This window comes from Pseudoalteromonas umbrosa, from assembly GCF_030125375.1.
Lineage (GTDB): Bacteria > Pseudomonadota > Gammaproteobacteria > Enterobacterales > Alteromonadaceae > Pseudoalteromonas > Pseudoalteromonas umbrosa.
The window spans coordinates 24,465-49,375 of the sequence record NZ_JASJUU010000008.1 but is presented as its reverse complement, the minus strand read 5'-3'; the positions used below and the strand labels follow the sequence as shown (position 1 = coordinate 49,375).

Sequence of the window (24,911 nt, the reverse complement as noted above, 5' to 3'; positions counted from 1 at the left end):
AAATTGTTATGTTTACATAAATATGTCATTTTTCAAATACTGCAAAAGGTTAAAGTTTTGTCTAAACTTTGAGCAGTTAGGCTTAGTGCGCAGCGTTAATAGTTACAGAGGGATACGCGATGGAAAAAATAGCTGTAGAGGCAGTAGACAGCGGCTATGTGATCGATAGCATGACGGATATAGTAGCGTGTTTGAATACATCAGATTCAATTCAACGCTTCTTGTTAGACATTCATTGTATATTGCAAAAAGTAACTTATGCAGACAATTTTTACGTGGTCTTGTACCAAGAAAATGGGAATTTATCTTTCCCGTACTTTCATGATGTTAAAGACGATATTGAGGCTGAAGAGTTAGATAATTTGTCTTTAGACGATATTTCACATTCATTGACAGCCTTTGCTCTGAAATCACATAAAGTGTGTAATTTCAATCAGCATGATATTGAACAGTTAATTGAGACGGGCGAAGTAAACATTTTGGGTTCAGTACCCATGCAGTGGCTATGCTTTCCGCTTGTTAATCGCAGTCAGCATTTAGGTGCGTTCATTATTCAATCTTACCGAAAAGAGAATGAATATTCGGGAATGATAGTGGATGTACTGTATACCATCAGCCATGTGATCTCTTCGGCACTGGATGCATTCAATAATCAGCAAGCCTTGATAGAAGCCAATAGGGCATTACAAAGTTATCAAACAGAGCTTGAAATCAAGGTGCAAGAACGGACCTCTGAACTTAAAGAGAGCTTAACAAAGCTTGAGCATGAAATAGAAGTGAGAGAGTCCTTACAACAGCAACTGGAACATGACTCCTTACATGACAGTTTGACAGGACTTGCCAATCGAAAATATCTGTTTAAGGAGCTGGAACGATTATCAGCGCGCTCACAACGCGGGGATATTCTCGTCTATGTTTTATATTTAGATCTCGATGATTTTAAACCCATCAATGATAATCATGGCCATCAAAGCGGTGATTTAGTTTTAAAAACGGTCAGTGAACGACTTAATCAAACTTTACGCAGCTATGACTTTGTATGTCGATTAGGCGGCGATGAGTTTGTCGTGATGTTAACTGAAAAAATAGACAAACAGTCATTAACTCAGTTAGCTGAGCGGATGCTTAAGTCATTGTCATCTCCCATCACTTTAGAATCTGGTATTGAAGTGCAATGCGGCTGCAGCATTGGCATTGCTTCAGTGATCAACCAATCATTTGATGCGCAAGCTTTAATCCACGATGCTGACTTGGCATTGTATGAAGCGAAAGGTAAAGGAAAAAATCAAATTTATTTTGCTACCTAAATGTATCGTCATGGCTTTACCAGCGTGTATGATTGCATTAGGATCAAACTTTATTTTTGTTTAGATGGTTGCTAATGGCACAAAAACTCTTCTTTATTTGTCTTTTTTGGATGTGCAGCTCAGCGTTTGCGATAGAGGTAACTGATCTATATGAAGCGACGTTAGTGGTTGACGATAAAACGCGAGCCACTCGGGCCAAGGCGAGTCAAGATGCACTTGACCAAGTGATTAAAAAGCTCACTGGCAAGGCCGGTCATAGTAACCACCCTTTAATTAAAAAAAGTAAAAGGCGCATTTCAGATTATATGCTCAAGTATGAGTATATCGAGCATGCTAACCAAGAGCTAAAAATAAGAGTGCGCTTTGAAGCAGAAAAAGTTGAAAGTCTAGTTAGGGAAAGTGGCTTTGGCTTATGGGGTAACAGGCGGCCCTTAATCGCTATTTGGTTGGTGATTGAAGACAACCTAAGACGCGATTTTGTCACGCAAGAGAGTTACCCACAATTAGAGCGATTAATTTATGACACGGCGGCTGAGTGGGGGATCCCCGTTGTCGTGCCCTTGATGGACTTAACTGACCGCGCTCAGGTTGGTATTGCAGAGGTTTGGGGAAATTTCTCTGAGCCAGTTGAAGCTGCATCTGCTCGTTATAATGCCGAGCGAGTGATTACAGGACGTTTGTTTAAACAGGCAAATTCAAGTAGCTGGCAATTAGATTGGCGTTATACTGACGCTGATATGTTTGAGTCTGTGCAACTTGTGGGCGATAAACAGCAGTTATTGATTTCGATGATCAATGATATGTCAGCGGCGTTGGCGAACGAATATATCATTGACCCCACCAAGTCATACGCAACCAATAGCACCGTGATCACCGTGGATGGATTAAGAACGTTTGATAAAATCGAACGAGCGAAAAGAGAGCTATTAACTATTAGTACAGTCAATAATGTCGATGTCATCTATCGCAATAGGCAACAAGTTCAATTTGAAGTTGAGCATTTATCATCTGTGTCGGATTTACAAAAATCACTTAAACTTGAGCAGTCGTTTGAAGTGTACGTTGATCCCAGAGCATTTCACCAAGTCGTCAGCGCTGAAAACTTAAGGTACAGCTGGGTAGGGCAGTAATCATGTTAGATCCTATGCAGTTAGCTTTACCTGTAACACTGCCGGATGATGAGACATTTACGTCTTATTTCGGTGGCGAAGAATCACTGGAAGTCACGCATTTAAAGAAAGCGCTGAGCGACATTCAGGCGAGTTTTCAATTTACTTATTTATGTGGGCTGGCCGATTCTGGTAAATCCCACTTGCTGTATGCGACGTGTATTCATGCTCAAGAACTTGGCCTTTCAACCATTTTACTGTCACTGAGAGAGGTCATTAAATTTGGCCCTGATGTATTGGAAGGCCTAGATGCGCTCGATGTAGTCTGTATTGATGACGTGCATCTAGTGGCGGGTGATGAAGCGATGGAAAAAGCGCTATTTAACTTTTTTAATCGCTTTAACGAAGCGGGAAAGTGCTTGGTAATGACCGCAGATCTGTTACCAAATATGCTTAACATCGAATTGCCAGATTTAGAATCTCGATTGGCGTGGGGCACCACCTTTCAGATCCGTTCCATGAGTGATGATGATAAAGCTGAGGCGTTGGTTAAGCGTGCGCACATGCGTGGGCTTGAATTAAGTGATGAATGTGCGCGATTTTTATTGACCAGATTAAGCCGAGATATGCGAGCATTATTGGATGTTTTGGACAAGTTGGACCACGCATCTATGGCCGCACAGCGAAAACTTACCATTCCTTTTATAAAAGCAACACTAAAGCTGTGAATTTGGGCTAGAATCTAGCCCCACCTTTCAGTTATCATAACTGATTCAGAAAAGGCAAATTACCTCAACCAGATCAGGTATAGAATGAACTTAGAGAATATTTTAGCGCAAGCACTTGAAGCCGTTTCAAGTGCCAGTGAGATTGCGCAACTTGAGGAAGTCAGAGTTAACTACCTTGGTAAAAAAGGTGAGATTACTGGGCTATTAAAAACCTTAGGCAAGCTAGCGCCAGAAGAGCGCAAAGAAGCCGGTCAAGTAATCAACCAAGCAAAAAACCAGGTACAAACTGCAATTAACGAAAAACGTGAAGCACTTGCAAATGCTGCATTAGAGCAAAAACTAGCAGCAGAAACAATTGATGTGACTTTACCTGGACGTACAGCGCCTACAGGTGGTTTACACCCTGTGACGCGCACTATTGAGCGTATTGAATCATTTTTTGGTGAGCTCGGGTTTGCAGTAAAATCAGGTCCTGAAATTGAGGATGATTTTCATAACTTTGATGCTTTGAATATTCCTGAGCATCACCCTGCGCGTGCTGACCACGATACGTTCTACTTTAATCCAAAGCTTGTTTTACGTACTCAAACAAGTGGCGTACAGATCCGTACCATGGAAGCTGAGCAGCCTCCACTTCGTATTATCTCTCCTGGACGTGTGTACCGTAATGATTACGACCAAACACATACGCCAATGTTCCATCAGGTTGAAGGCCTTATGGTAGATGAGAACGTGAGCTTCACTGAGCTTAAAGGTATTTTGCACGACTTCTTACGTAATTTCTTTGAAGAAGACATGGAAATTCGTTTCCGTCCTTCATACTTCCCGTTCACTGAGCCGTCTGCTGAAGTAGATGTAAAAGGCAAAAACGGCAAATGGTTAGAAGTACTTGGTTGCGGCATGGTGCATCCAAATGTTTTACGTTCAGTCGGAATTGACCCTGAAAAATACACTGGTTTTGCCTTCGGTATGGGTGTTGAGCGCTTGACGATGTTACGTTACGGCGTGAACGACTTACGTGCATTCTTCGAAAACGATTTAAAATTCCTAAACCAATTCAGATAAGAGCGAACCAAAAATGAAATTTAGTGAAAAGTGGCTAAGAGAGTGGGTAAATCCTGCGATTGATACGGATGCTCTTTCTGAACAGCTTTCTATGGCAGGTTTAGAAGTAGATGGTGTAGATCCGGTTGCTGGTGATTTTGATGGTGTAGTCATTGGTGAAGTCGTTGAGTGTGGCCAACACCCAGATGCAGACAAGCTTCGTGTAACCAAAGTAAATGTTGGCGAAGAAGAACTACTAGACATCGTATGTGGCGCAGCAAACTGCCGTGCAGGTCTAAAAGTAGCGGTAGCTAAAGTTGGCGCGGTTTTACCTGGCGGCTTTAAAATTAAAAAAGCGAAGCTACGCGGTCAGCCGTCTCACGGTATGCTTTGTGCGTTTGAAGAGCTTGGCATGGCAGAAAGCTCTGATGGTATTTTAGAATTACCGGCTGATGCGACAATTGGTCAAAATATTCGTGAATATTTCGCACTTGATGATGTAACCATCGATGTTGATTTAACAGCAAACCGTAGTGACTGTTTAGGCATTAAAGGTCTTGCACGTGAAGTGGGTGTTTTAAACGGTCTAGATGTAACCGAAGTTACTATCGACACAGTTGAGCCAACCATTGATGACAAGATTGATATTGAGCTAGTAGATAGCGACGCATGTCCTCGTTATTTAGGTCGTGTAATCAAGGGCATTAACCTTGACGCTGAGTCACCACTTTGGATGGTAGAAAAACTACGTCGTTCAGGTATTCGTTCAATCGACCCTGTTGTTGATGTGACTAACTATGTATTACTTGAGCTAGGTCATCCGATGCACGCATTTGACCTTGCCGCTATCTCTGGTGGTATCAAGGTACGTAAAGCACAGCAAGATGAAGAGTTAGTATTGCTAGATGGCAATACCGCTAAGCTTAATACATCAACATTACTGATCGCTGACCACGAAAAAGCGTTAGCAATGGCGGGTATTTTTGGTGGTGAAGCATCTGGTGTTAAAGAGGGTACTCAAGATATCCTACTTGAAAGTGCATTCTTCAACCCATTAGCAATTGCTGGTCAAGCACGTAGTTATGGTTTACATACTGATGCATCTCACCGTTACGAGCGTGGTGTAGATCACCAGCTACAGCGTGATGCAATGGAGCGTGCGACAGCATTGCTACTTGAAATTGTGGGTGGTGAAGCAGGTCCGGTTGTTGAAGCGGTTTCTGATGCAGATTTACCTGCGGCTAAATCAGTAACACTTCGTCGTGAGCGTTTAGACCGTGTTATCGGTTATCATATTGAAGATGCTAAAGTAACTGATATTTTGACACGTCTTGGCCTTGAGGTATCGGTTGAAGCGGGTCAGTGGCAAGCACAAGTGCCAAGTTACCGTTTTGATATCAGCATTGAAGAAGATCTTATCGAAGAAGTTGCACGCGTATTTGGCTATAACAACATTCCAAATGTTGCGCCAACTGCAGCACTTAAAATGACAGATCACCAAGAGGCATCTGTACCAGTTTCTCGTTTCCGCAATGAACTTGTTGCACGCGGTTACCAAGAAGCAATTACATACAGCTTCGTAGATCCTAAGAAGCAAGCGCTGCTTCATCCACAAAGCGATGCACTTGTGTTGCCTCACCCAATTTCTGTTGAAATGTCAGCAATGCGTGTGAGTTTAATGCCTGGTCTTGTGAACGCCTTGGTATATAACCAAAATCGTCAGCAATCACGTATTCGTTTCTTTGAGCATGGTTTAAAGTTCATTAAAGACGAAAGTGCAGAAAACGGTGTACGTCAAAACGCAGTGATTGGCGGTATTGTCTATGGTAATACGCACAACGAACACTGGGGTATTGAAAGCCGCAAAGTTGATTTCTTTGATATTAAAGGCGATGTTGAAGCATTACTTGCAGTTTGCAACGACCCTGCTAGATTTACTTTTAAAGCCGAAGCAAGTGATGGTTTACATCCTGGTCAATCAGCAGCGATTTATGCTGATGGCGTAAAAGTTGGATTTATTGGTGCGATACACCCTCAATTACAAAAGTCGTTAGAATTGAATGACACAGCGTTTGTATTTGAGGTAGAAGTGGATGCAATTTCACAAAGAAAGCTGCCAGAAGCGGTTAGTATCTCAAAATTTCCATCAAATCGCAGAGATATTGCTATTTTAGTTGCAGATGATGTAAAAATAGGCGATATTTTAGAAAGCATTGAGAAAGTTGGCGGAAATCAATTAGTTGACCTAAACTTATTCGATGTGTATAAGGGCAAAGGTATTGAACCCGATTATAAGAGTTTAGCCATCGCCCTAACCCTACAAAACGTTGATAAAACGCTCGAAGAGAAAGATATCAACGAAGTTGTAGACAGAGTCGTGGCCGAATTGGCCAAACAATTTAATGCATCGTTGAGGGACTAGATATGGCGCTTACTAAAGCCGACATAGCTGAACACCTATTTGAAAAACTGGGGATAAATAAAAAGGATGCCAAAGACTTAGTTGAAGCGTTTTTTGAAGAAATCCGCTCAGCGCTTGAAAACGGAGAGCAGGTTAAACTCTCTGGCTTTGGCAATTTCGACCTGCGTGATAAAAAACAACGCCCAGGTAGAAATCCTAAAACTGGAGAAGATATACCTATTTCTGCAAGGCGTGTAGTAACTTTTCGACCAGGTCAGAAGTTAAAAACTCGTGTTGAAGTAGGCACAAGCAAGAACCTGTAAGCCAAATAACGGGGTAGTTTCTACCTTTTATTTGTAAGGCTTTACATCAAAGGGTTTACTCGCAAGGGTAAACCCTTTGTCATATATTGGTAATATCTACTCTCTACACTTTCGTAACTTCTTTTATATTGAGGTTTTAACTTGGGTCAGAGGCTGTCAGTTTGGACTAATCATTCTAAAAATGTTGTAGTTTCTTGGCTGATCTGCTCGTTTCTTTTTGGCCTTATATCCACGTTTATTTATATCCAGCATGCAGAATCTAATAGAGCTGATGTTAGGGCGATGGCTGAGCGCGTCATACTCGATTTTGGATCTCAGCTAAATAATGTTGATACTTTTTTACATCAATCCGATAGCATTGATGTGCAATGCTCTGCTGCAACCATTCAGCAGATGAGACAATTCGTTTTTAAACACCCAGCAGTGAGCGAAATTGGCATTGTTAACCCCAGTGGCGAGCTCGTTTGTAATTCTTTTGGTTTACTACCTACGCCTATGTTCATTAGTGAGCCACCTAAGAAACGAGGGCTTAGATATCATGGCCCTATTATTTCTGAGTTTCTGCAGGTGTCTGCATTTGTATTGGCTAGAACTCGACATGACGGCTACGAGGTAAACGCCTTGCTTCCTACCGAGTGGATAAAGGACATGCTGCACTTGAGTAAATATAGTGAACTTGATTACATCGCCATTGTGGATAGTGAAACTGGGGTCCCGGTATTTTTACAAGGCGACTACAGCTTGCCGCTAGGGCACTCGCTTTTCCCAATAGTGCAAAATGTTGAGCTTGAAAAAGTATTTGATGATCAAACCCGTAAGTTTATACATATAAAGCCATTTAAGAATGTGCCGCAATTATCGGTCGTGGTCAGTAAAAATGCGCGTTATTTAGGGCTACCAAGCCCAGTATGGTTAACAGCACTTTGCCTGATGTACGTATTATCTTGGCTAGGTCTGGTTTTATTGCTCAACCATTATGATAAACGCGTGTTAAGTAGCCGAGCCCTGTTGCTCGGTGCACTAAACCGACAAGAATTATTCAATGCGTATCAGCCTTTGATTGATGCAAAGTCGCAAAATATTCTTGGTGCTGAAGTATTGATAAGATGGATGCATCCTGTAGAAGGAGAGCTTGGACCGACTTATTTTGTACCTGAGGCCGAGCGAGACGGCACCGTTTTGGAGATGTCTCTTTACCAAATAGATAAAGCGATATCTGATCTGGCGCCAGTAATAGCAGTTAAGCCAGATTTTAAAGTCTCTTTTAATGTCAATGGCTACCTCTTGAGTTGCCCAAGCTATATTAAAAAATTGTGTGAAGCAAAGAGTGTATTTAATAACTTGACCATAGAGCTCACTGAACGAGATGTGTTATCCCAAGCTAAAATTAAGTCGGTACTTTATCAACTGGTAGAGCTGGGTGTTGAGATTGCCATTGATGATTTTGGAACGGGCTACTGTGGATTACAATATTTACAGAGCTTCCCAATTGATCTGTTGAAAATAGATCAAAGCTTTGTGGCGTCCATTGGACTTGATAATTTGCAATCCCCAGTATTGAATGCAGTGATTGAAATGGCTGATAAATTAGAGAAAAAGCTGATAGCCGAAGGGGTTGAAACACAATTACAGGCTGATTATCTCAGCGCACGAGGTGTGGTGGTGCATCAAGGTTGGTATTACAGTAAGGCATTGAAAATCAGTGCGTTTAAAAATTTAATACAGGAATGAAAAAGCCCCATAAATGGGGCTTTTGAGGTCATCTGTGTTAGATAGATGCGAAATAGCAGCCGTAACCGGGCAGGGTTACTGTGCCTGCTTTAAGCTCACCGGTATGGTGGGCCAGTTCATCCATGGAAACCTTTATGTCTTGTTCGACCACAAATTCAGAAGTTTGTTCCGTCAAATTAAACAAACAAAGCAATTTTTTGTCTTCTAATGTTCTATAAAAGGCTAAAATCGGCTCTTTGGTCGTTATAAATTCAATATCTCCTGTGACAAGCTCTGGGCGCGTTTTTCGCCAAGCTAAAAATGCGCGATATTGTGCCAAGATAGAGTCATCATCTTGTTCTTGAAGATCTACCGCAGTTTGAGCGTGTGCATCAGAAACAGGCAACCAAGGCTTACCCTGTGTAAAGCCTGCATGTGCTTGTTCCACAGACCAAGGCATTGGTGTACGACAGCCATCTCTGCCTTTGAAGTTTGGCCAGAATGTTATGCCGTAAGGATCTTGAAGATCTTCAAATGCAACCTGTGCTTCACCTAATCCAAGCTCTTCACCTTGATACATACAAACGCTGCCACGCAGTGAGCCAAGTAAGGCGGTGAGCATTTTCACTTGCTGAGGATTCACAGTTTGTCCGTCTTTAGACCAGCGACTGGCTACGCGTTCAACGTCATGATTGCTAAATGCCCAACATGGCCAGCCTTCGGTCATCACAGCCTCTAGACGTGATACCGTTTCGCGAATATATTCAGCGCTGTAATCATTGGTTAGTAGCTCAAAGCTGTATCCCATATGCAGTTTGTCACCACCGGATGTGTAATCTGCCATGGTTTTAAGAGAGTCTTCTGATGAAATCTCCCCTAAACTGACCGTACCCGGGTACTCGTTAAGCAGGGCACGGATCTCAGCCATAAAATCCAAGTTTTCCGGTTGCGTGTTATTGTAATAGTGGTACTGGAAAGCATAAGGATTGTCTTCGCTAAATCCACGACCCTGTCTCAACTCTTTTGGCTTAGCAGGGTTGTCCTTCAGTTCACTATCATGGAAGCAGAAGTTAATCGCATCCAAACGGAAACCGTCCACACCTTTGTCTAGCCAGAATTTGACGTTGTCTAATACCGCTTGACGAACTTGCGGGTTGTGGAAGTTTAAATCAGGTTGTTCAGTTAAGAAGTTGTGTAAATAGTACTGACATCTTCTCGGTTCCCATTGCCACGCAACGCCGCCAAAAATAGATAGCCAGTTATTTGGAGGACTGCCATCAGGTTTAGCATCAGCCCACACGTACCAGTCAGATTTTTCGTTGTTTTTATCTTGACGGCTTTCTACAAACCATGGGTGCTCATTGGAAGTGTGACTAAGAACCTGATCAATAATAATTTTGATATCACGCTGATGTGCTTGAGCAATCAAGTTATCAAAGTCTTCAATACTACCAAACATGGGATCAATATCTCGATAGTCACTGATATCGTATCCAAAGTCTTTCATCGGCGATTTAAAAAATGGGGATATCCAAATCGCATCAACGCCTAATGACTTTATGTAGTCAAGACGTTCAATGATGCCATTAAGGTCACCAATACCATCACCTTTGGTGTCTTTAAAACTGCGTGGGTAAACCTGATAGATTACCGCACCTTTCCACCATTCATTTTGCGCCATGCACGATTCTCCAGCTTTGTGCAGTGAAGCCACTTCTTAAAGCGAACTAAGCCAGCTAAAAGTATAAAGTGGTTCTGGTCGTTAATATTGTCGAAAAGCATACGGCATGCATGCATGTGAGTAAAAAAACTGCATACGTATGCATTTAAAATATTATGAAATTTTTACAGATCTCTGACTATTGGAGGTTTACTAAATCATCTTTACCAATTTATAGTGAATAGATTAGAGTTCAGGTTTTATAAGTGCTTGGAATATTTAAATTGGTAATACCAATTTCATGGTCACGCATTCAACACACATCTATATGCCGATTTTTATGCCATACTCTGCTTGTTAAGCGATTGAGTTACTTGCTTGTAAAATATACTTAAATGCATTGCTTAAATTGTTAATTTTGGTTGCATGTCAAATAAAGTTAATAAAAGCATAAGGTTACAAGTATTTAAAGACGACTTTTTTAAAGTTCACGCCTGTTCACCATTCTTTGAATACGTATGCATAAAGTTGTGACTAGCCAAGTCACAACGCTAATATGGCGGGTGACAACAAAATTAACGTCAAATGAATTTATTTTTGCAGTTTTACTATCAATCCCTGCATTAAGTAAATAACAACAAAGTGACGTACAAAAAGCTAATTGGGATAAAACATTATGTCTACGTTCAAACCAAGTATGTTGACCTTGGCACTCGTTACTGCGGGCTTAAGCAATCACGCAATTGCTGCGCAAAACGAAGAGTCGGTAAAAAATGATCAAAAGAAAGTGGAAGTTGTAGAAGTACGCGGCTTCCGTGCAAGTGTTGTAAAGTCAATCAATACTAAACGCTTTTCATCTGAGGTTGTAGAGTCTATTTCTGCAGAAGATATTGGTAAATTACCAGATTCTTCAATTGCAGAGTCAATCGCACGCCTACCAGGTCTTACATCGCAACGATTAGACGGTCGTTCAAATAAAGTAACGGTACGTGGATTTAGTGAAAATGAAGGGGCAACGACGCTCAATGGCCGTGAGCAAGTATCAATTAATGATAACCGCGGTGTAGAGTTTGATTTATACCCTTCAGAGATTATGAGTGGTGTTACTGTATATAAAACGCCAAGCGCGAATCTAGAAGCAGAAGGGATCGCGGGTGTCATTGATATGCAGACTGTACGTCCTTTGAGTATGGATGAGCGTGTTTTACAGGTTAATGCACTTTATGAAAAGTCAGATATCGGTAAGCTGAACCCAGATGCTGATGATGCTGGTTTACGTGGCACTTTTTCATACATTGATCAGTTTGCAGATGACAAATATGGTGTTGCATTGGCTTTAACAACGAGCTCATCACCTAACCAAGAAAAACGTTGGAACACTTGGGGTTACCCAGAATTTGAAGAGAATGGTAAGCAGTACTCAATTCTAGGTGGTGCCAAGCCATTTGTTCGCTCTACAACACTTGAGCGTGATTCTGTGATGTTTGTATTTGAGGCTGCGCCAAATGACAAGCTATCTATGGTATTTGATGCGCTTTATATTGACTTTACCGAAGATAAAATCTTACGTGGTATCGAAATTCCATTTGGTTGGGGCCAAGGTCTACTGAACCCGCAAAGTGTGTCTGTAGACGAAACGTCTGGTTTTATTACCAGTGCAATAACAGAAGGCCAAAGAGTTGTAGTACGTAATGACTACGAGTCTAAAGACGCGCAAATGCAGGCATTTGGTTTCAATGCAACTTATGAGCTAACTGATGCGACAACCATTGAAGTTGATTTAAGTCACTCAAGTGTTGAGAATAAAATCTGGAGCTTAGAGAGTTACTCTGGCACTGGCCGTGGTGATTTGCGTGGTGCGGCTGACAATATCGGTTATACCTTTAATGATGGCAACACTGGAGCACAATTTACTCATGAGCTGGATTATAGTGATTACGACTTAATCAAAGTGGGCGGGCCGTTGTCTTGGGGCAGCAGCACAGCGCTTAATGAAAAGTACGGTACAAACGTTGAGGGTCACCCATTCCAAAATACGTTGCAAGATGGCTTTATTAATGCGCCAGTCTTAGAAGACGAAATTAACGCACTTAAGTTGGCTGCAAAGCATGCGCTAGATAATGATTATATCAGCTCAGTAGAAGCGGGTTTGTCATATAAAGAGCGTGAAAAGTCAAAAGTATCTGAAGGTTACTTCATGACTTTAAAAGATTTCTCTTACCCAGATAATACCGACTTATTGACAGTACCTGATCAATACCGCTTGGGTACGGCGAATTTAGACTTTATCGGTATGGGCGATATGATTGCCTATGACTCGCGTGCGATGGTCGCGGATGGTTATTTCTCCTTGCTGGCAGAAAGCCTGACGGATGCGAGCCACGCAGCTAGAACTTGGTCTGTGAGCGAAGAAGTCACTGCAGCATTTGTACAAGCGAATATTGATATGGAAGTGGCTGACATGCCGCTAAAAGGTAATGCAGGCCTGCGTTATGTCAAAACTGAAGTCGATACTAAAGGTGCAAAAGCGGGGATTGATGGCAGTGGTCAAGTTGTACTAGAAGACAGTCGAGAAAACCATGATTACAGTCATGTGTTACCAAGCTTGAACTTGTCTTTATCTATTGATGACAAGCAAATGCTGCGATTTGGTTACGCGAAAACGATTTCACGTCCAAAAATGTCTGAGATGAACTCGTCTATTATCAGATCGTACAGAGATGTACCTGATGACAGTGGAAACTTTTGGGAGATCACTGGTGGCAACCCGCAGCTTGAGCCAAAAGAAGCTGATGGCTTTGATTTAACTTATGAAAACTATTATCACTCAGAAGGATACTTCTCTGTTGGGGCTTTCTACAAAGACCTTAAAAACTGGATCTTTGATTCAAACACTGAAGAAGATCTAACGGGTGTTATTAACCCTAAGACGGGTCTGGTACCGGCAAATCCAACTGCGACACGTAAACTGAAAGTCAATGGTGGCGGTGGCAACTTATGGGGCTATGAAGCGGCAGTCACATTCCCGTTCACTTTGATCCATAGCAGCTTAGAGGGCTTTGGTTTAATAGCGAGCCATACGCGTATTCATCAAGATGTTGAAGATCACAACGGTGAAGAATACAAGTTACCAGGCTTGTCAGAAAAAGTGCAAAGCTTAACTTTCTTCTATGAAAATAACGGTTTCCAGTTCAGAACCAGCATGCGTAAACGTTCTGACTTTAAAGGTGATGTATACGGCACAGGCTTTAAAACAGAGCAAGTGGATATCCTAGGTGAAACAATTTGGGATGCTCAAATTGGTTATGACTTTGGTGAAGCAGGTATTAAGTCCCTTGAAGGGCTAGCTGTGACATTACAGGCACAGAATATCACTGAAGAGCCATTTACGTCTTTATCTGGTGACAATCATCTACAAGTTAGAGATTATCAAGATTACGGACGCGTATTCTTGTTAGGCGCAAGCTACAAGTTTTAAGTAGAGCATTGACTTGAGAATATAGAAAAAGCCTTATCGTACTGCGATAAGGCTTTTTTATTGCTAAAGAGGTGAGCATGACTGAACGAATTCAAAATGTGTTAATTGTCGGTGGTGGCACAGCGGGCTGGCTAAGTGCGTCATTGCTAAAGCGAGTACTAAAAGATCAGGTTAACATCACCTTGATTGAGTCAGATGACATTGGCACAGTCGGCGTTGGCGAAGCCAGCATTCCGCCGATGGTTAATTTTAATGCCGCACTTGGGCTCGATGAGCGCACATTCATGGAGCAAACTCAAGCGACGTATAAGCTAGGTATTGAGTTTGAAGGGTGGGGTCATCAGGATAGTCGCTATATGCATGCGTTTGGTGAGCTGGGAAAAAGCTTTCCTTTTTGCGACTTTTTTCAAGTTTGGCTCAAAGCAAAGCAACAGGGGTTAACGGATTGCTTGGCTGAGTATTCATTAAATACCCAAGCGGCAAAAGCAAACCGATTTGCACACTTGCAGCATATCCCTAATACACAGTTGCAAGGCCTTACTTATGCTTATCATTTTGATGCAGGACTTTACGCTAAGTTATTGAGTAAGCAGTCTCAAAGTCAAGGTGTTAGGCGAGTTGAAGGGAAAGTTACTGAGGTAAAGACAGATCCTAACTCAGGGCATATCACATCAGTCCATTTAGCAAATGGTGAGCGATATAGCGCTGACTTATATTTAGATTGCAGTGGATTTAAAGGCCTGTTAATTGACCAAACGATGAATGTTGGATTTGAAGATTGGTCACATTGGTTGCCTTGTGATAGCGCGTGGGCACTGCCCAGTGAACAATTTGATGGTGAGATTAAGCCTTATACTCGCGCGATTGCAAAAGAAGCAGGATGGCAATGGCAAATACCGTTGCAACATAGAATTGGCAATGGTTACGTGTTTTCAAGCAAATTTATATCTGAGCAAGATGCCAAAGAAGCGTTATTACAAAGTTTGCCAAGCCGCCCTTTAGCAGAGCCTAAATTGATTACATTCAAAACGGGCATGCGTCGTAAGCAATGGCAAGGTAATGTCTTTGCAGTAGGCTTGTCGAGTGGGTTTTTAGAGCCGCTAGAGTCAACTAGTATTCATTTAATCCAAACATCTATTTTACGTTTGATCAGACACTTTCCATTTGATGCGATAAAGGACAGTGCCATTGAAAACGCCAATATGGAGTTTGCAAATGAGATGGAACAAGTGAGAGACTTCGTAATCCTTCACTATAAACTGACTGAAAGAGACGATTCGCGATTTTGGCAGTGGTGTAAAAATATGTTTATCCCCCCAAGCTTACACAGAAAAATGGCACTCTTTGAAGAAACTGGCCATTTCGCCGCGAAAACCGATGATTTATTTCAAAACGTAGCATGGCAACAAGTGATGGTTGGGCAGGGGCTGGTGCCAAAGACTTATCATCCATTGGCTGAGCAGTTTGATGACGAGCATTTAAAAAGCTTATTGGATAGCTTAAAAGTGTTATTACAGACCACAGTAAATAAGCTGCCAAGCCACCAAGCATTTATCGATAAAATGACAAAATAATGCGGTGTATTTTAGCAATATTGCCATGGCGCGAAGTATCTACCATACTTCGCGTTTTTTTATATGAATAACAAATTAATCACGACTTTGAATACGTATGCAAGTGGTTCAACACTGGGCTGCAAGTCAGTAGACTCAATTAAAATACCAATATGACAACAAGATAATGACAATAAAACCTTTGGTGCTTGCACTGAGCTTAATATCAGGCAGTGTTTTGCTGACAGCATGTCAGTCTTCTCAACAAGCTGAGCAAAGTAAGCAAGCCGAACAACAAGAGCAAAAGCCTGTCGTTTACCAAGTATTCACGAGACTATTTGGCAACACAAACACTAATAATGTGCCCTGGGGTACTTTGGCACAAAATGGCGTGGGTAAATTCGAAGACTTCACGCCAAAGGCGTTATCGGAAATTAAAGCCATGGGCGTGACTCATGTTTGGTATACGGGTGTGCTACATCATGCTTTAGTTGCCGATTACAGCGCATATGGCATTGGTATAGATGATCCCGATGTGGTGAAAGGCCGTGCAGGTTCACCTTATGCAATTAAAGACTATTACAATGTTAACCCTGACTTAGCACGAGACCCTGCAAAGCGTCTGGCAGAGTTTGAAGCGCTGATCGAACGTACTCATGATGCAGACATGAAAGTAGTGATAGACATCGTGCCCAATCATGTTGCAAGAAATTACCAATCTTTGAGTGCGCCGCAAGGGGTAAAAGATTTTGGTGCGCAAGACAATACGGCGCTGACTTATGCCCGTGATAACAACTTTTATTATGTGACCGGGCAGGATTTTAAAGTCCCTACATCTGCTGATTACCAAGTACTAGGTGGTAAGCCTCACCCGCTTGCGGATGGTCAATTTACAGAGTCACCTGCGAAATGGACGGGAAATGGCGCACGAGCTGCGCAGCCGCATATTCATGACTGGTATGAAACCGTTAAAGTGAATTACGGCGTGCGCCCTGACGGCAGCTATGACTTCCCAACGCTGCCCGCTGAGATGGCAAAGCAAGACTACCGTGCACACTATGCATTTTGGCAAGATAAAGAACTACCAGATAGCTGGTATAAGTTTAGAGACATCACCTTATATTGGCTTGATAAAGGGGTAGACGGTTTCCGTTATGATATGGCTGAAATGGTGCCAGTTGAATTTTGGAGCTTTTTAAACTCTTCCATCAAAATGCAAAATCCTGACGCCTTTTTGTTGGCTGAGGTGTACAACCCAACCCTTTACCGCCCTTATATTCACCAAGGAAAAATGGACTTCTTATACGACAAAGTGGGCTTTTATGACAGCTTGAAGTTGTTGATGCAAGGCACTGGCAATGCACAAAGTGTAATGGATGCACATTTAAGCGTGTCAGATATTGCACCACACATGCTGCACTTTTTAGAAAACCATGATGAGCAGCGTATCGCCAGCCCTGAATTTGCAGGCAGCGCTGAAAAAGGTAAGCCGGCGATGGTAGTGAGCCATTTAATCAGTAAAGCACCGACTATGCTGTATTTTGGTCAATCGGTCGGTGAAGACGGCTCAGAGATGGCCGGTTTTGGTAAACCGAGCCGCACCAGCATTTTTGATTATATCGGTGTACCTGCACATCAGGCTTGGATGAATAAGGGCAAATTTGACGGTGGCCAGCTAAGTGATGAGCAAAAGGCATTACGTCAATATTACAAAAAGCTCATGAACTTAAGCTCAATGCCTGCTATTCAACATGGCGCATTGGTGCAATTAAACACATTAGATAGTGCTAACAAGCCAGTTGAAAAAGTGATGGCATTTGCACGTGATAATGGCGATCAGCAAGTCATTGTGGCAAGTAACTTTGATGCTGATAACGCGCAGGTTACGATTGAATTACCTGAGGGGTGGCAAGGCAAAGTCGTAGATAAGTTGGAGTCTCATCCAACACTTGTCATTAAAAATAATCAACTCAACATCACCTTGGCACCGCTTGCCAGTGTTGTGTATGAGCTAGAGAATTAATTATGCAAAAACAAAAACCACAACTGAGTTTCTGGCAAATTTGGAATATGTGCTTTGGTTTTATGGGCATTCAATTTGGCTTTGCGTTACAAAACGGTAATGTGAGCCGAATCTTCCAAACGCTAGGCGCATCAGTTGATGATATTCCTATTTTATGGGTGGCAGCGCCACTCACAGGGTTGATTGTACAGCCGATAATTGGTTACTGGAGTGATAGAACTTGGACGGGCCTTGGCCGTCGTCGTCCTTTCTTTTTGTATGGCGCGATACTGACGACTTTGTCACTTTTCATCATGCCAAACTCGCCAACACTTTGGATTGCAGCCGGTATGCTGTGGATCATGGATGCGTCAATTAATGTCACGATGGAACCGTTTCGTGCATTAGTAGGTGATAATCTTAATAAAAAGCAGCGCGCAACAGGCTATGCAATGCAAAGCTTTTTCATTGGTATTGGTGCCATTATCGCCTCTGCATTGCCTTGGATGATGACTAATTGGTTTGGGATCAGCAACACGGCAGCGCCTGGGGAAATACCTGAGTCCGTTAAATATGCCTTTTATTTTGGTGGTGTGATTTTATTTTTGGCGGTTGGCTGGACCATTCTTAAAACCAGAGAATACACACCTGAGCAGTTAGCCGGATTTGAATCGCCAGAGCTGAAACAAGCATCATCACAGCCAAAACAACGCATCCAGTTTGCCAAGTATGCACTTGTAAGTGGTGTGATTGGTGGGCTTATTTTGGCGGGTGTCACCGTGTTGAAGCTAGAAAAAGAGCTTTACTTGTTAAGTGCACTATTGCTGTCGTTCTCAGCGCTCATTCTCATTGCTGGATATCTGCAAAACAAGCAACGTACAAGCGGTGGTTTCTACGAAGTCATTTACGACGTATTCACTATGCCAGAAACCATGAAGCAATTGGCGGTGGTGCAATTTTTCAGCTGGTTCTCTTTATTTGCAATGTGGATCTATACCACATCGGCAGTAACCAGTTTTCACTATGGCGCGACGGATGTGACTTCTAAAGCCTATAACGATGGCGCTGATTGGGTCGGTATCCTATTCGCTGCATACAATGGTTTTGCAGCGCTAGCAGCCGTATGTATTCCATTTGTGGTTAAACGTGCTGGCCTTAAGTGGGCGCATAGTTTAAATCTGCTTTTAGGTGCTGGTGCGCTTTTGAGCTTTTTGTTTATTTCAGATCCAAGTTTACTGTGGGTACCGATGATAGGTATCGGCTTTGCATGGGCATCTATTTTATCTCTGCCTTATGCCATGTTAAGCGATGCTGTGCCAGCGCACAAAATGGGTGTATTTATGGGGATTTTTAACTTTTTTATTGTTATCCCTCAACTGCTGGCAGCCAGTGTACTTGGCCTTATCTTAAGAAATGTTTTCGAGAATCAACCTATTTATGCATTAGTTATTGGTGGTGTGTCGTTTATTTTAGCGGCGCTGTCTGTTGCACGTGTGAAAACAAGCGCGCAATAAATCAGCCACTGAGGAGTAAAAATGAAAAAATTGTCATGTTTGTCGTTGGCACTGATTGCCGCAGGCCTTATTGGGTGTGGTAGTGCAACGAATACACAGCAGATTGAGACCGCACCCGGTGCGCCGGGCGATAAGCCGTTTTGGACTTATTCAGATAAAACGGGCATTGGCACATCTTATGAAGCCTATAAAAATGGCCAGTATGCAAATGATGCACAAACAGGTGAAGTATCTAAAGTTTGGTTTTCAATTGCCAAGGGCATGATCACTGAGACCATGTTTGGTCTTATTCACCAAGCGCAAATTCGTGATATGCAGTTTGTGGTGACAGGTAAAGACTTTACTGTGACTGAGCGCGATGAGTTAGATGTGTCTATTGACTATCTATATAAAGATGCACAAGGTCGTCCTTTGTCACTGGCTTATAAAGTTGTTAGTAAAGACAAGCCGGGCCGCTTTACATTAGAAAAGCACATTTTCACTGACCCTGATAGTCAGACTTTATTTGTCAGAGCAAAAGTGGATACGCAGCTGAGCGGTGTAAAAGCGTTTGTGAACGTTAACCCATATGTAAATAATAACGGCTTGAATGACTCAGCAACTGTGACAGACAAAGGTCTGGTTGCTTGGGAAGCTGATAACTTTTTAACCTTACAAAGCAGCACAGGGTTTGAGCAAGCATCGGTAGGTTTTACAGGTAGTAGTGACAATCTGAATGAACTTAAGAAAAATCATGCATTGACGCGTACTTACCAAAGCACAGGTGACACAAAAGGCAATGTAAACTGGCTTGCTGAGCTTGGTGAAGTTAAGGGATCTGCGACCTTTGATCTTGCTTTGAGCTTTGGCAAGTCACAAGCAGATAGTTTTGCTCAAGGTGCCGCTGCGCTAAATAAAGGCTATGACAAAGTCCTTGCACATTACAATGGTCAAGGCGAACACATAGGCTGGGAAGATTATTTAGCCAGCCTTGAACCTATGCAACGTCTTGCAAACTATACCACTGACAGCGGTAAATTATTAAATGTCAGTGCATTAGTGTTAAAAGCACAAGAAGATAAAACGCACGCCGGAGCGCTCATTGCATCATTGTCTAATCCATGGGGTGACACAGTTGCTGCTGAGCAAGGTCACACAGGATATAAAGCTGTTTGGGTACGTGACTTTTATCAAGTCGCTATGGCGTTCATGGCGATGGGCGACCCAGATACCGCGCTAACCTCATTTGAATACCTTGAAAAAGTTCAAGTGATGGATGGCACGCCGGGTAACCAAGGCGATACTGGCTGGTTTTTACAAAAAACACATGTTGATGGTGAGTTAGAGTGGGTAGGTGTTCAGCTTGACCAAACTGCAATGCCGATCATGCTTGCTTGGAAATTATGGCAAGCGGGTGTGTTAAGTGATGAAAAGCTAGTTTACTGGTACGAGCGTATGCTCAAGCCTGCGGCAGAGTTTCTAGTAGATGGCGGTCTGGCAAAGATTTTGTGGAATGACACGCAAATTACACCACCTGCGACCCAACAAGAGCGCTGGGAAGAGCAAGACGGGTATTCTCCTTCGACAACCGCTGCTGTGATTGCGGGCCTAGTGACAGCAAGTGACATCGCCAAGCTTGCTGGTGATAAAGCTGGTGAGCAAAGGTATCTAGATACTGCTAAACAGTATAATGATACTGTTGAAAAGCTCATGTTCACCACCGAAGGTAACTTGAAAGGCCAAGATACAGATGGTGAATACTTCTTCCGTATCGCACGAGACGAGAACCCAAACACCTCAACAAAATTGGGTGATAACAATGGCCGTACAGGACTTGATAAGCGTCAGATCATTGATGGTGGTTTCTTAGAGTTGGTACGTTATGGTGTCAGGGATGCCGATGCGCCTAGTATTTTGAAAACACTGCCAGAGTACGAAGATGAAACGTTACCTGAAAACTTGCGTGTAAAATACAGTTTTACCTTTGCAGGTGACCCAAATACTTATCCAGGCTACCGTCGTTACGGTAACGATGGCTATGGTGAAGATGAAGTAAAAGGCACTAATTATGCTGAGGGCGGTCAAAATACGCCGGGACAGCGTGGACGTGTATGGCCATTCTTTACAGGTGAAAAAGGCCATTATGAAATAGCGGCTGCAGCTGCGACTAAGGGCTTAAACAAAGAGGCTGTGACGCGTATTAAACATACCTATGTCCGCGGCATGGAGCACTTTGCCAACGAAGGTTTGATGCTACCAGAGCAAGTTTGGGATGGCGTTGGTGTTAACCCGTTTGGTTATCAGCTAGGTGAAGGCACAAACTCGGCCACACCGCTGGCTTGGACACATGCAGAGTACGTTAAATTAGTCCGTTCACTTGCAGATAAAAATGTCTGGGATCATTACCCAATCGTCAGTGATAAACTAAAATAACCGACCTTTTTGATGGGTGGTAGACGTTACCACCCATTTAACGTCACACTCACTATTTTTGATCTCGCCCCAAAAACCGCAAAGCCATGCTTTTATATTTCTGATTGTTCAGCACTCGCATTTTGTATTTACTAAAATGACTTTTTATGAAAATTTGGATTGATGTTATTCGTTTAAAAGCAAGTGGGAAATAGGCTTTGAAAGGATATAAAAAGCATGGGGTCAGCTGACCCCATGTTTATAAGATGATTTATGGCTCACAACGGTGCCAACCAGTTGTACACTCCCATGTCGCGTACCATCTAATTCCGCCATTGATCTGCTTAGTTGCTTGCTTGTTTAAAGTTACATTACCATTCGATAAGTTCTTTAAATTACCTTTTTGTAGTTTTAATTTCATTGTTATTCCTTTTTTGATTTTATGAACATCAAAATTAGGCTAACACCGTTGTGTGAAGAACAAGCTATAAATTAGTGACAATACAATTTGGCTGTGTTTAGCGCTGAACGCTAAAAATACTTATTTATTATCTCTATTTGTAAGCACGACAATATCACCGTACGCACCCTATAACCTCGCCATGCTATTGCCAAATAAACGAGCATGACAGCGTCTTGCGTATTCATCAGTCATGCCAGATAAATAATCTGCAAGCACTCGCATTTTTGCCGTGTCACTTTCAGCATGCTCGTACTGAGATTGGGCTGTATAAGGCAGTAAACGCACTGGGTCGCTGGAAAATGCATCGAACAAATCAATTAACATATTCTGACCACTAAACTCAATTTGCTGCATAGTCGGTTCACGAATGAGCCTTTGGTAAACAAATTGTTTGAGTACCTTGAGGATGGCTTCAAATTCATCGCCGAGCTTAACTGTATTTTTGAGCAAGGGGTCGTCAAACTCTGCATCGTGCTGTACCAAAGCGCAGTGAACAATGAAAATGTTGACGAGCTCACCAATGGCATCTTTTCGAAGCGGTTCATCATCTGAGAAGAGACGATGCGTTAGACTTGATAGATTCTGCTCAAGCCAAGGCGAGTTAATTTGTTTAAATTCAGGCATCGCATAGTTATACCAGTCGCGCTCACTGAGTGTGCCAGTGGCAATCGCATCTTCTAAATCATGAACTGCATAAGCAATATCGTCTGCATACTCCATGATGGCCGCATCAAGGGATTTGTAGATAGTCTTAGATTTAAATTCATCAATGGGGTTGTGTGTTGTGAAAAGGTCTTTGTCTTTGTTGGACAAAGGCGACAATATCCAATCAAACACGTCTTTATCGCAATCGTAAATGCCCTTAGCTGGGAACCATTTTTGCGTGTATATAAAGCGCTGATGCGGGTTAATACTGTGTGGTTTAAGCTGCAATGAAGAGATGTGCGCTGGATATTTTATAAAACCGAGCAGCGTACGTCTGGTCAAGTTCATACCATAGCCATTTGAATAGGGCTCTAACTTAGTGACGATCCGCAGTGTTTGCGCATTACCTTCAAAGCCGCCGTAGTCGCGCATTAAATAATTGAGCGCGATTTCCCCACCATGGCCAAAAGGCGGATGACCGATATCGTGGGCAAGGCAGATGGTTTCAATCAGGCTTGCTGAGGGGAAGTGCTCAAATTCAGGGTTTTGCAGCTTGAGGTGGCGCAATAGCCCCGTGCCTATCTGTGATACCTCCAATGAATGTGTTAGCCGTGTCCTGTAAAAGTCGTTTACGCCAATGCTCATAATCTGGGTCTTTGATTGCAGACGCCTAAAGGCTGCTGCATGGATGATCCGAGAGCGGTCTACTTGCCACGCTGAGCGATTATCATTGGGACGATTTTTTACTTGATCTAGCGATCTTTGTTGCCATACGGACTGGGTCATAAAATACTCTACGTGGCTGGTTATTGTCTTATTCCATCTTTGTAAGCTAAGTATAGCGATGCAAAGTTAAAAATGTAATTACTTGGTGTGGCTGGAAAAAAGCTTATTTTAGCGACGGATTGGCGTAAATTCGCGTTTAACTGCGATTGTTGCTATAATCGGTCGCCGTTTTATGAGATGAACTAAGTACAACGAGTCTTTCTCTGACAAAGGAAGTTCAGATAGCTCGTTTGGTAGGTACTAGTGAGAGGAGAATCATGCGTTCTAATTTTATCAAGATTTTATTAATTGCAGTTTCTTTGTACGCAATTATTTATCCGTTTATAACCGAACCACCTGAAAAGCCAGAGCCAGTAGAAGTACCAGAAGTTATCGTTGAGATCCCTGAAGTCGAATTACCTGAGCAGCCATTACATGATGTGCAGCTACCTGACTTTGCGTCTATTAAAGACATTGCGACTAAGAAAAAGACCTTTTTCGACTTCATTAAACCTCATGTAGAGGCCGAGAATAAGGTCATTTTGCAACAAAGAGCCAGTATTGAAATTGCATTAATGATGCTGCAGTTTGATGAGTCGCTAAGTGATGTACAGGTTGAACGTGTAGAGACTATTTTTCAACTTTATAAGCTAGATCAAGAAGAGATCACTGTTGAGAGTTTAAAATTGGCCCTTGATAGAGTTGATATTATCCCTAAAGAGTTAGCATTAATGCAGGCGGCCAATGAGTCTGCTTGGGGTACCTCTCGATTTGCACGAATCGGTTTAAACTTTTTCGGTCAATGGTGTTACCGGGCTGGGTGCGGCATGATCCCGAAGCGCCGTGCTGATGAGGCCGCACATGAAGTGGCGGCATTTAAGTCTGTCAGGGCGTCGGTTACATCGTATTTTAGAAATATAAATACACATGATGCTTATCGTGAGCTTCGCGCAGTTCGTGCGCAGCTTAGAGCAGATAAAAAAGAGATCACTGCAACGGCTCTGACGCCGGGTTTAATGTCATACTCTGAACGTGGACAAGATTACATTGAAGAACTCAATGATATGATCAGACATAACAAGGCTTATTTTGATGAAGAATAGGATCCTACCACTGCTGCTGTTATCTAGTAGCTTTGGTTGTTTCGCAGAAGAGTTTGTGGCCTCTTATGAAGGCTTTTATGACCGCCTCAAGGTGGTCAAAAAAGGTGATTTCGAGTTTGCTCGAGTGAACTTTTACTTGGTTGAAGGTGAAAGTAAAAAGCCATGCACCATTGCAGAGGGAAACATAGTTACTGAGCAAGCTTCAATGCCGCTGCACTACACTGAAAATGCACAGTTAATGTTACCAATTGACGAAAAGCTTGATAAAGACAAAGCGGTGGTAGTTGTAAAACCTGAAACGGCGACTTATTGTGAAATTAAGATCCAAATTGAATCTGCATACTTCTCTAATCAACACCTTACCAAACACAAATTATATCAACTACACACTGAGTTCGAGACACTATTGAGCGATTTGTCAGGTGTATTTGTGGGTAAGTTATTATCTTTCATGCTGCCTGATCAAAAAGGCGTTACGGTGGAGTTTGCAAACAACGTCGCTTTAAGTGGTGAGGACGTCATCTGTGAGTTGAACCGCTGCCGTTTTCATATCAATGACAGCTGGGAAAATGATAATACTCGATTTAACGTACTTGCTAACTTGGTCAGTGTTAAACCTTGGATAGAAAAGTAACGTAACAAGTTCGGTAAATAACAAATATGAAAAAGCGACCATGAGGTCGCTTTTTTGTTCTGGTTGTGAATATGCGAATTG

17 protein-coding genes are annotated in these 24,911 nt (G+C 42.4%); 14 read left to right on the top strand and 3 right to left on the bottom strand.

Annotated elements, in window-relative coordinates:
- The first annotated feature begins 119 nt into the window (after window positions 1-119).
- The 7 genes from QNM16_RS21400 (at window position 120) to QNM16_RS21370 (ending at window position 8,643) form a co-directional block, all read left to right on the top strand.
- On the top strand, window positions 120-1,307 hold the full coding sequence (locus QNM16_RS21400; protein WP_063362080.1) for a sensor domain-containing diguanylate cyclase: 1,188 nt from the start codon (window positions 120-122) through the stop codon (window positions 1,305-1,307).
- A gap of 74 nt (window positions 1,308-1,381) precedes the next feature.
- Window positions 1,382-2,437: a DUF2066 domain-containing protein gene (locus QNM16_RS21395; RefSeq protein WP_284022315.1), complete on the top strand. Its 1,056-nt coding sequence runs from the start codon at window positions 1,382-1,384 to the stop codon at window positions 2,435-2,437.
- 2 nt (window positions 2,438-2,439) lie between these two features.
- The gene (gene hda / locus QNM16_RS21390) at window positions 2,440-3,144 is read left to right on the top strand and encodes a DnaA regulatory inactivator Hda (RefSeq protein ID WP_237135754.1); all 705 of its coding nucleotides are present in this window, start codon (window positions 2,440-2,442) and stop codon (window positions 3,142-3,144) included.
- An 84-nt stretch (window positions 3,145-3,228) separates the two neighbouring features.
- Window positions 3,229-4,209 carry a phenylalanine--tRNA ligase subunit alpha gene (gene pheS, locus QNM16_RS21385; protein WP_039609339.1) on the top strand — a complete coding sequence of 327 codons (981 nt, stop codon included), beginning with the start codon at window positions 3,229-3,231 and terminating at the stop codon, window positions 4,207-4,209.
- Window positions 4,210-4,222: 13 nt separating this feature from the next.
- A complete protein-coding gene (gene pheT, locus QNM16_RS21380; RefSeq protein ID WP_284022314.1) occupies window positions 4,223-6,610 on the top strand; it encodes a phenylalanine--tRNA ligase subunit beta in 2,388 nt (795 codons plus the stop codon).
- A 2-nt stretch (window positions 6,611-6,612) separates the two neighbouring features.
- Window positions 6,613-6,912: an integration host factor subunit alpha gene (ihfA, locus tag QNM16_RS21375; RefSeq protein ID WP_023400419.1), complete on the top strand. Its 300-nt coding sequence runs from the start codon at window positions 6,613-6,615 to the stop codon at window positions 6,910-6,912.
- Between the two features lie 282 nt (window positions 6,913-7,194).
- A complete protein-coding gene (locus tag QNM16_RS21370) occupies window positions 7,195-8,643 on the top strand; it encodes an EAL domain-containing protein (protein WP_417710428.1) in 1,449 nt (482 codons plus the stop codon).
- 37 nt (window positions 8,644-8,680) lie between these two features.
- Here the strand turns inward: QNM16_RS21370 and QNM16_RS21365 are convergent, their stop codons facing one another.
- On the bottom strand, window positions 8,681-10,303 hold the full coding sequence (locus QNM16_RS21365; protein ID WP_284022312.1) for an alpha-glucosidase family protein: 1,623 nt from the start codon (window positions 10,301-10,303) through the stop codon (window positions 8,681-8,683).
- Between the two features lie 655 nt (window positions 10,304-10,958).
- On the opposite strand from QNM16_RS21365, the gene QNM16_RS21360 reads away from it, so the two are divergent.
- From QNM16_RS21360 to QNM16_RS21340, 5 genes are all read left to right on the top strand, one after another.
- Entirely contained in the window at window positions 10,959-13,760 is a 2,802-nt protein-coding gene (locus QNM16_RS21360; protein ID WP_284022311.1) for a TonB-dependent receptor, read from the top strand.
- A 77-nt stretch (window positions 13,761-13,837) separates the two neighbouring features.
- Entirely contained in the window at window positions 13,838-15,334 is a 1,497-nt protein-coding gene (locus QNM16_RS21355; protein WP_284022310.1) for a tryptophan halogenase family protein, read from the top strand.
- A 166-nt stretch (window positions 15,335-15,500) separates the two neighbouring features.
- On the top strand, window positions 15,501-17,336 hold the full coding sequence (locus tag QNM16_RS21350) for an alpha-amylase family glycosyl hydrolase (RefSeq protein WP_284022309.1): 1,836 nt from the start codon (window positions 15,501-15,503) through the stop codon (window positions 17,334-17,336).
- Between the two features lie 2 nt (window positions 17,337-17,338).
- Window positions 17,339-18,829 carry an MFS transporter gene (locus tag QNM16_RS21345; RefSeq protein WP_284022308.1) on the top strand — a complete coding sequence of 497 codons (1,491 nt, stop codon included), beginning with the start codon at window positions 17,339-17,341 and terminating at the stop codon, window positions 18,827-18,829.
- Between the two features lie 21 nt (window positions 18,830-18,850).
- Window positions 18,851-21,241 (top strand): glycoside hydrolase family 15 protein, encoded by a 2,391-nt coding sequence (locus QNM16_RS21340; RefSeq protein ID WP_284022307.1) that lies wholly within the window; start codon window positions 18,851-18,853, stop codon window positions 21,239-21,241.
- 250 nt (window positions 21,242-21,491) lie between these two features.
- Here QNM16_RS21340 and QNM16_RS21335 read toward each other — a convergent pair whose 3' ends face one another.
- Window positions 21,492-21,641 (bottom strand): hypothetical protein, encoded by a 150-nt coding sequence (locus QNM16_RS21335; RefSeq protein ID WP_284022306.1) that lies wholly within the window; start codon window positions 21,639-21,641, stop codon window positions 21,492-21,494.
- Between the two features lie 168 nt (window positions 21,642-21,809).
- Window positions 21,810-23,114, bottom strand: coding sequence for an anti-phage deoxyguanosine triphosphatase (locus QNM16_RS21330; protein WP_284022305.1), 1,305 nt, complete (start codon window positions 23,112-23,114; stop codon window positions 21,810-21,812).
- A 257-nt stretch (window positions 23,115-23,371) separates the two neighbouring features.
- Between QNM16_RS21330 and QNM16_RS21325 the strand changes: the two genes are divergently transcribed.
- Complete coding sequence (locus tag QNM16_RS21325) at window positions 23,372-24,196, top strand: glucosaminidase domain-containing protein (RefSeq protein WP_284022304.1); 825 nt, start codon at window positions 23,372-23,374, stop codon at window positions 24,194-24,196.
- Window positions 24,186-24,830 (top strand): DUF2987 domain-containing protein, encoded by a 645-nt coding sequence (locus tag QNM16_RS21320; RefSeq protein ID WP_284022303.1) that lies wholly within the window; start codon window positions 24,186-24,188, stop codon window positions 24,828-24,830. Before QNM16_RS21325 ends, QNM16_RS21320 begins: the two co-directional genes overlap by 11 nt.
- Window positions 24,831-24,911 lie beyond the last annotated feature (81 nt).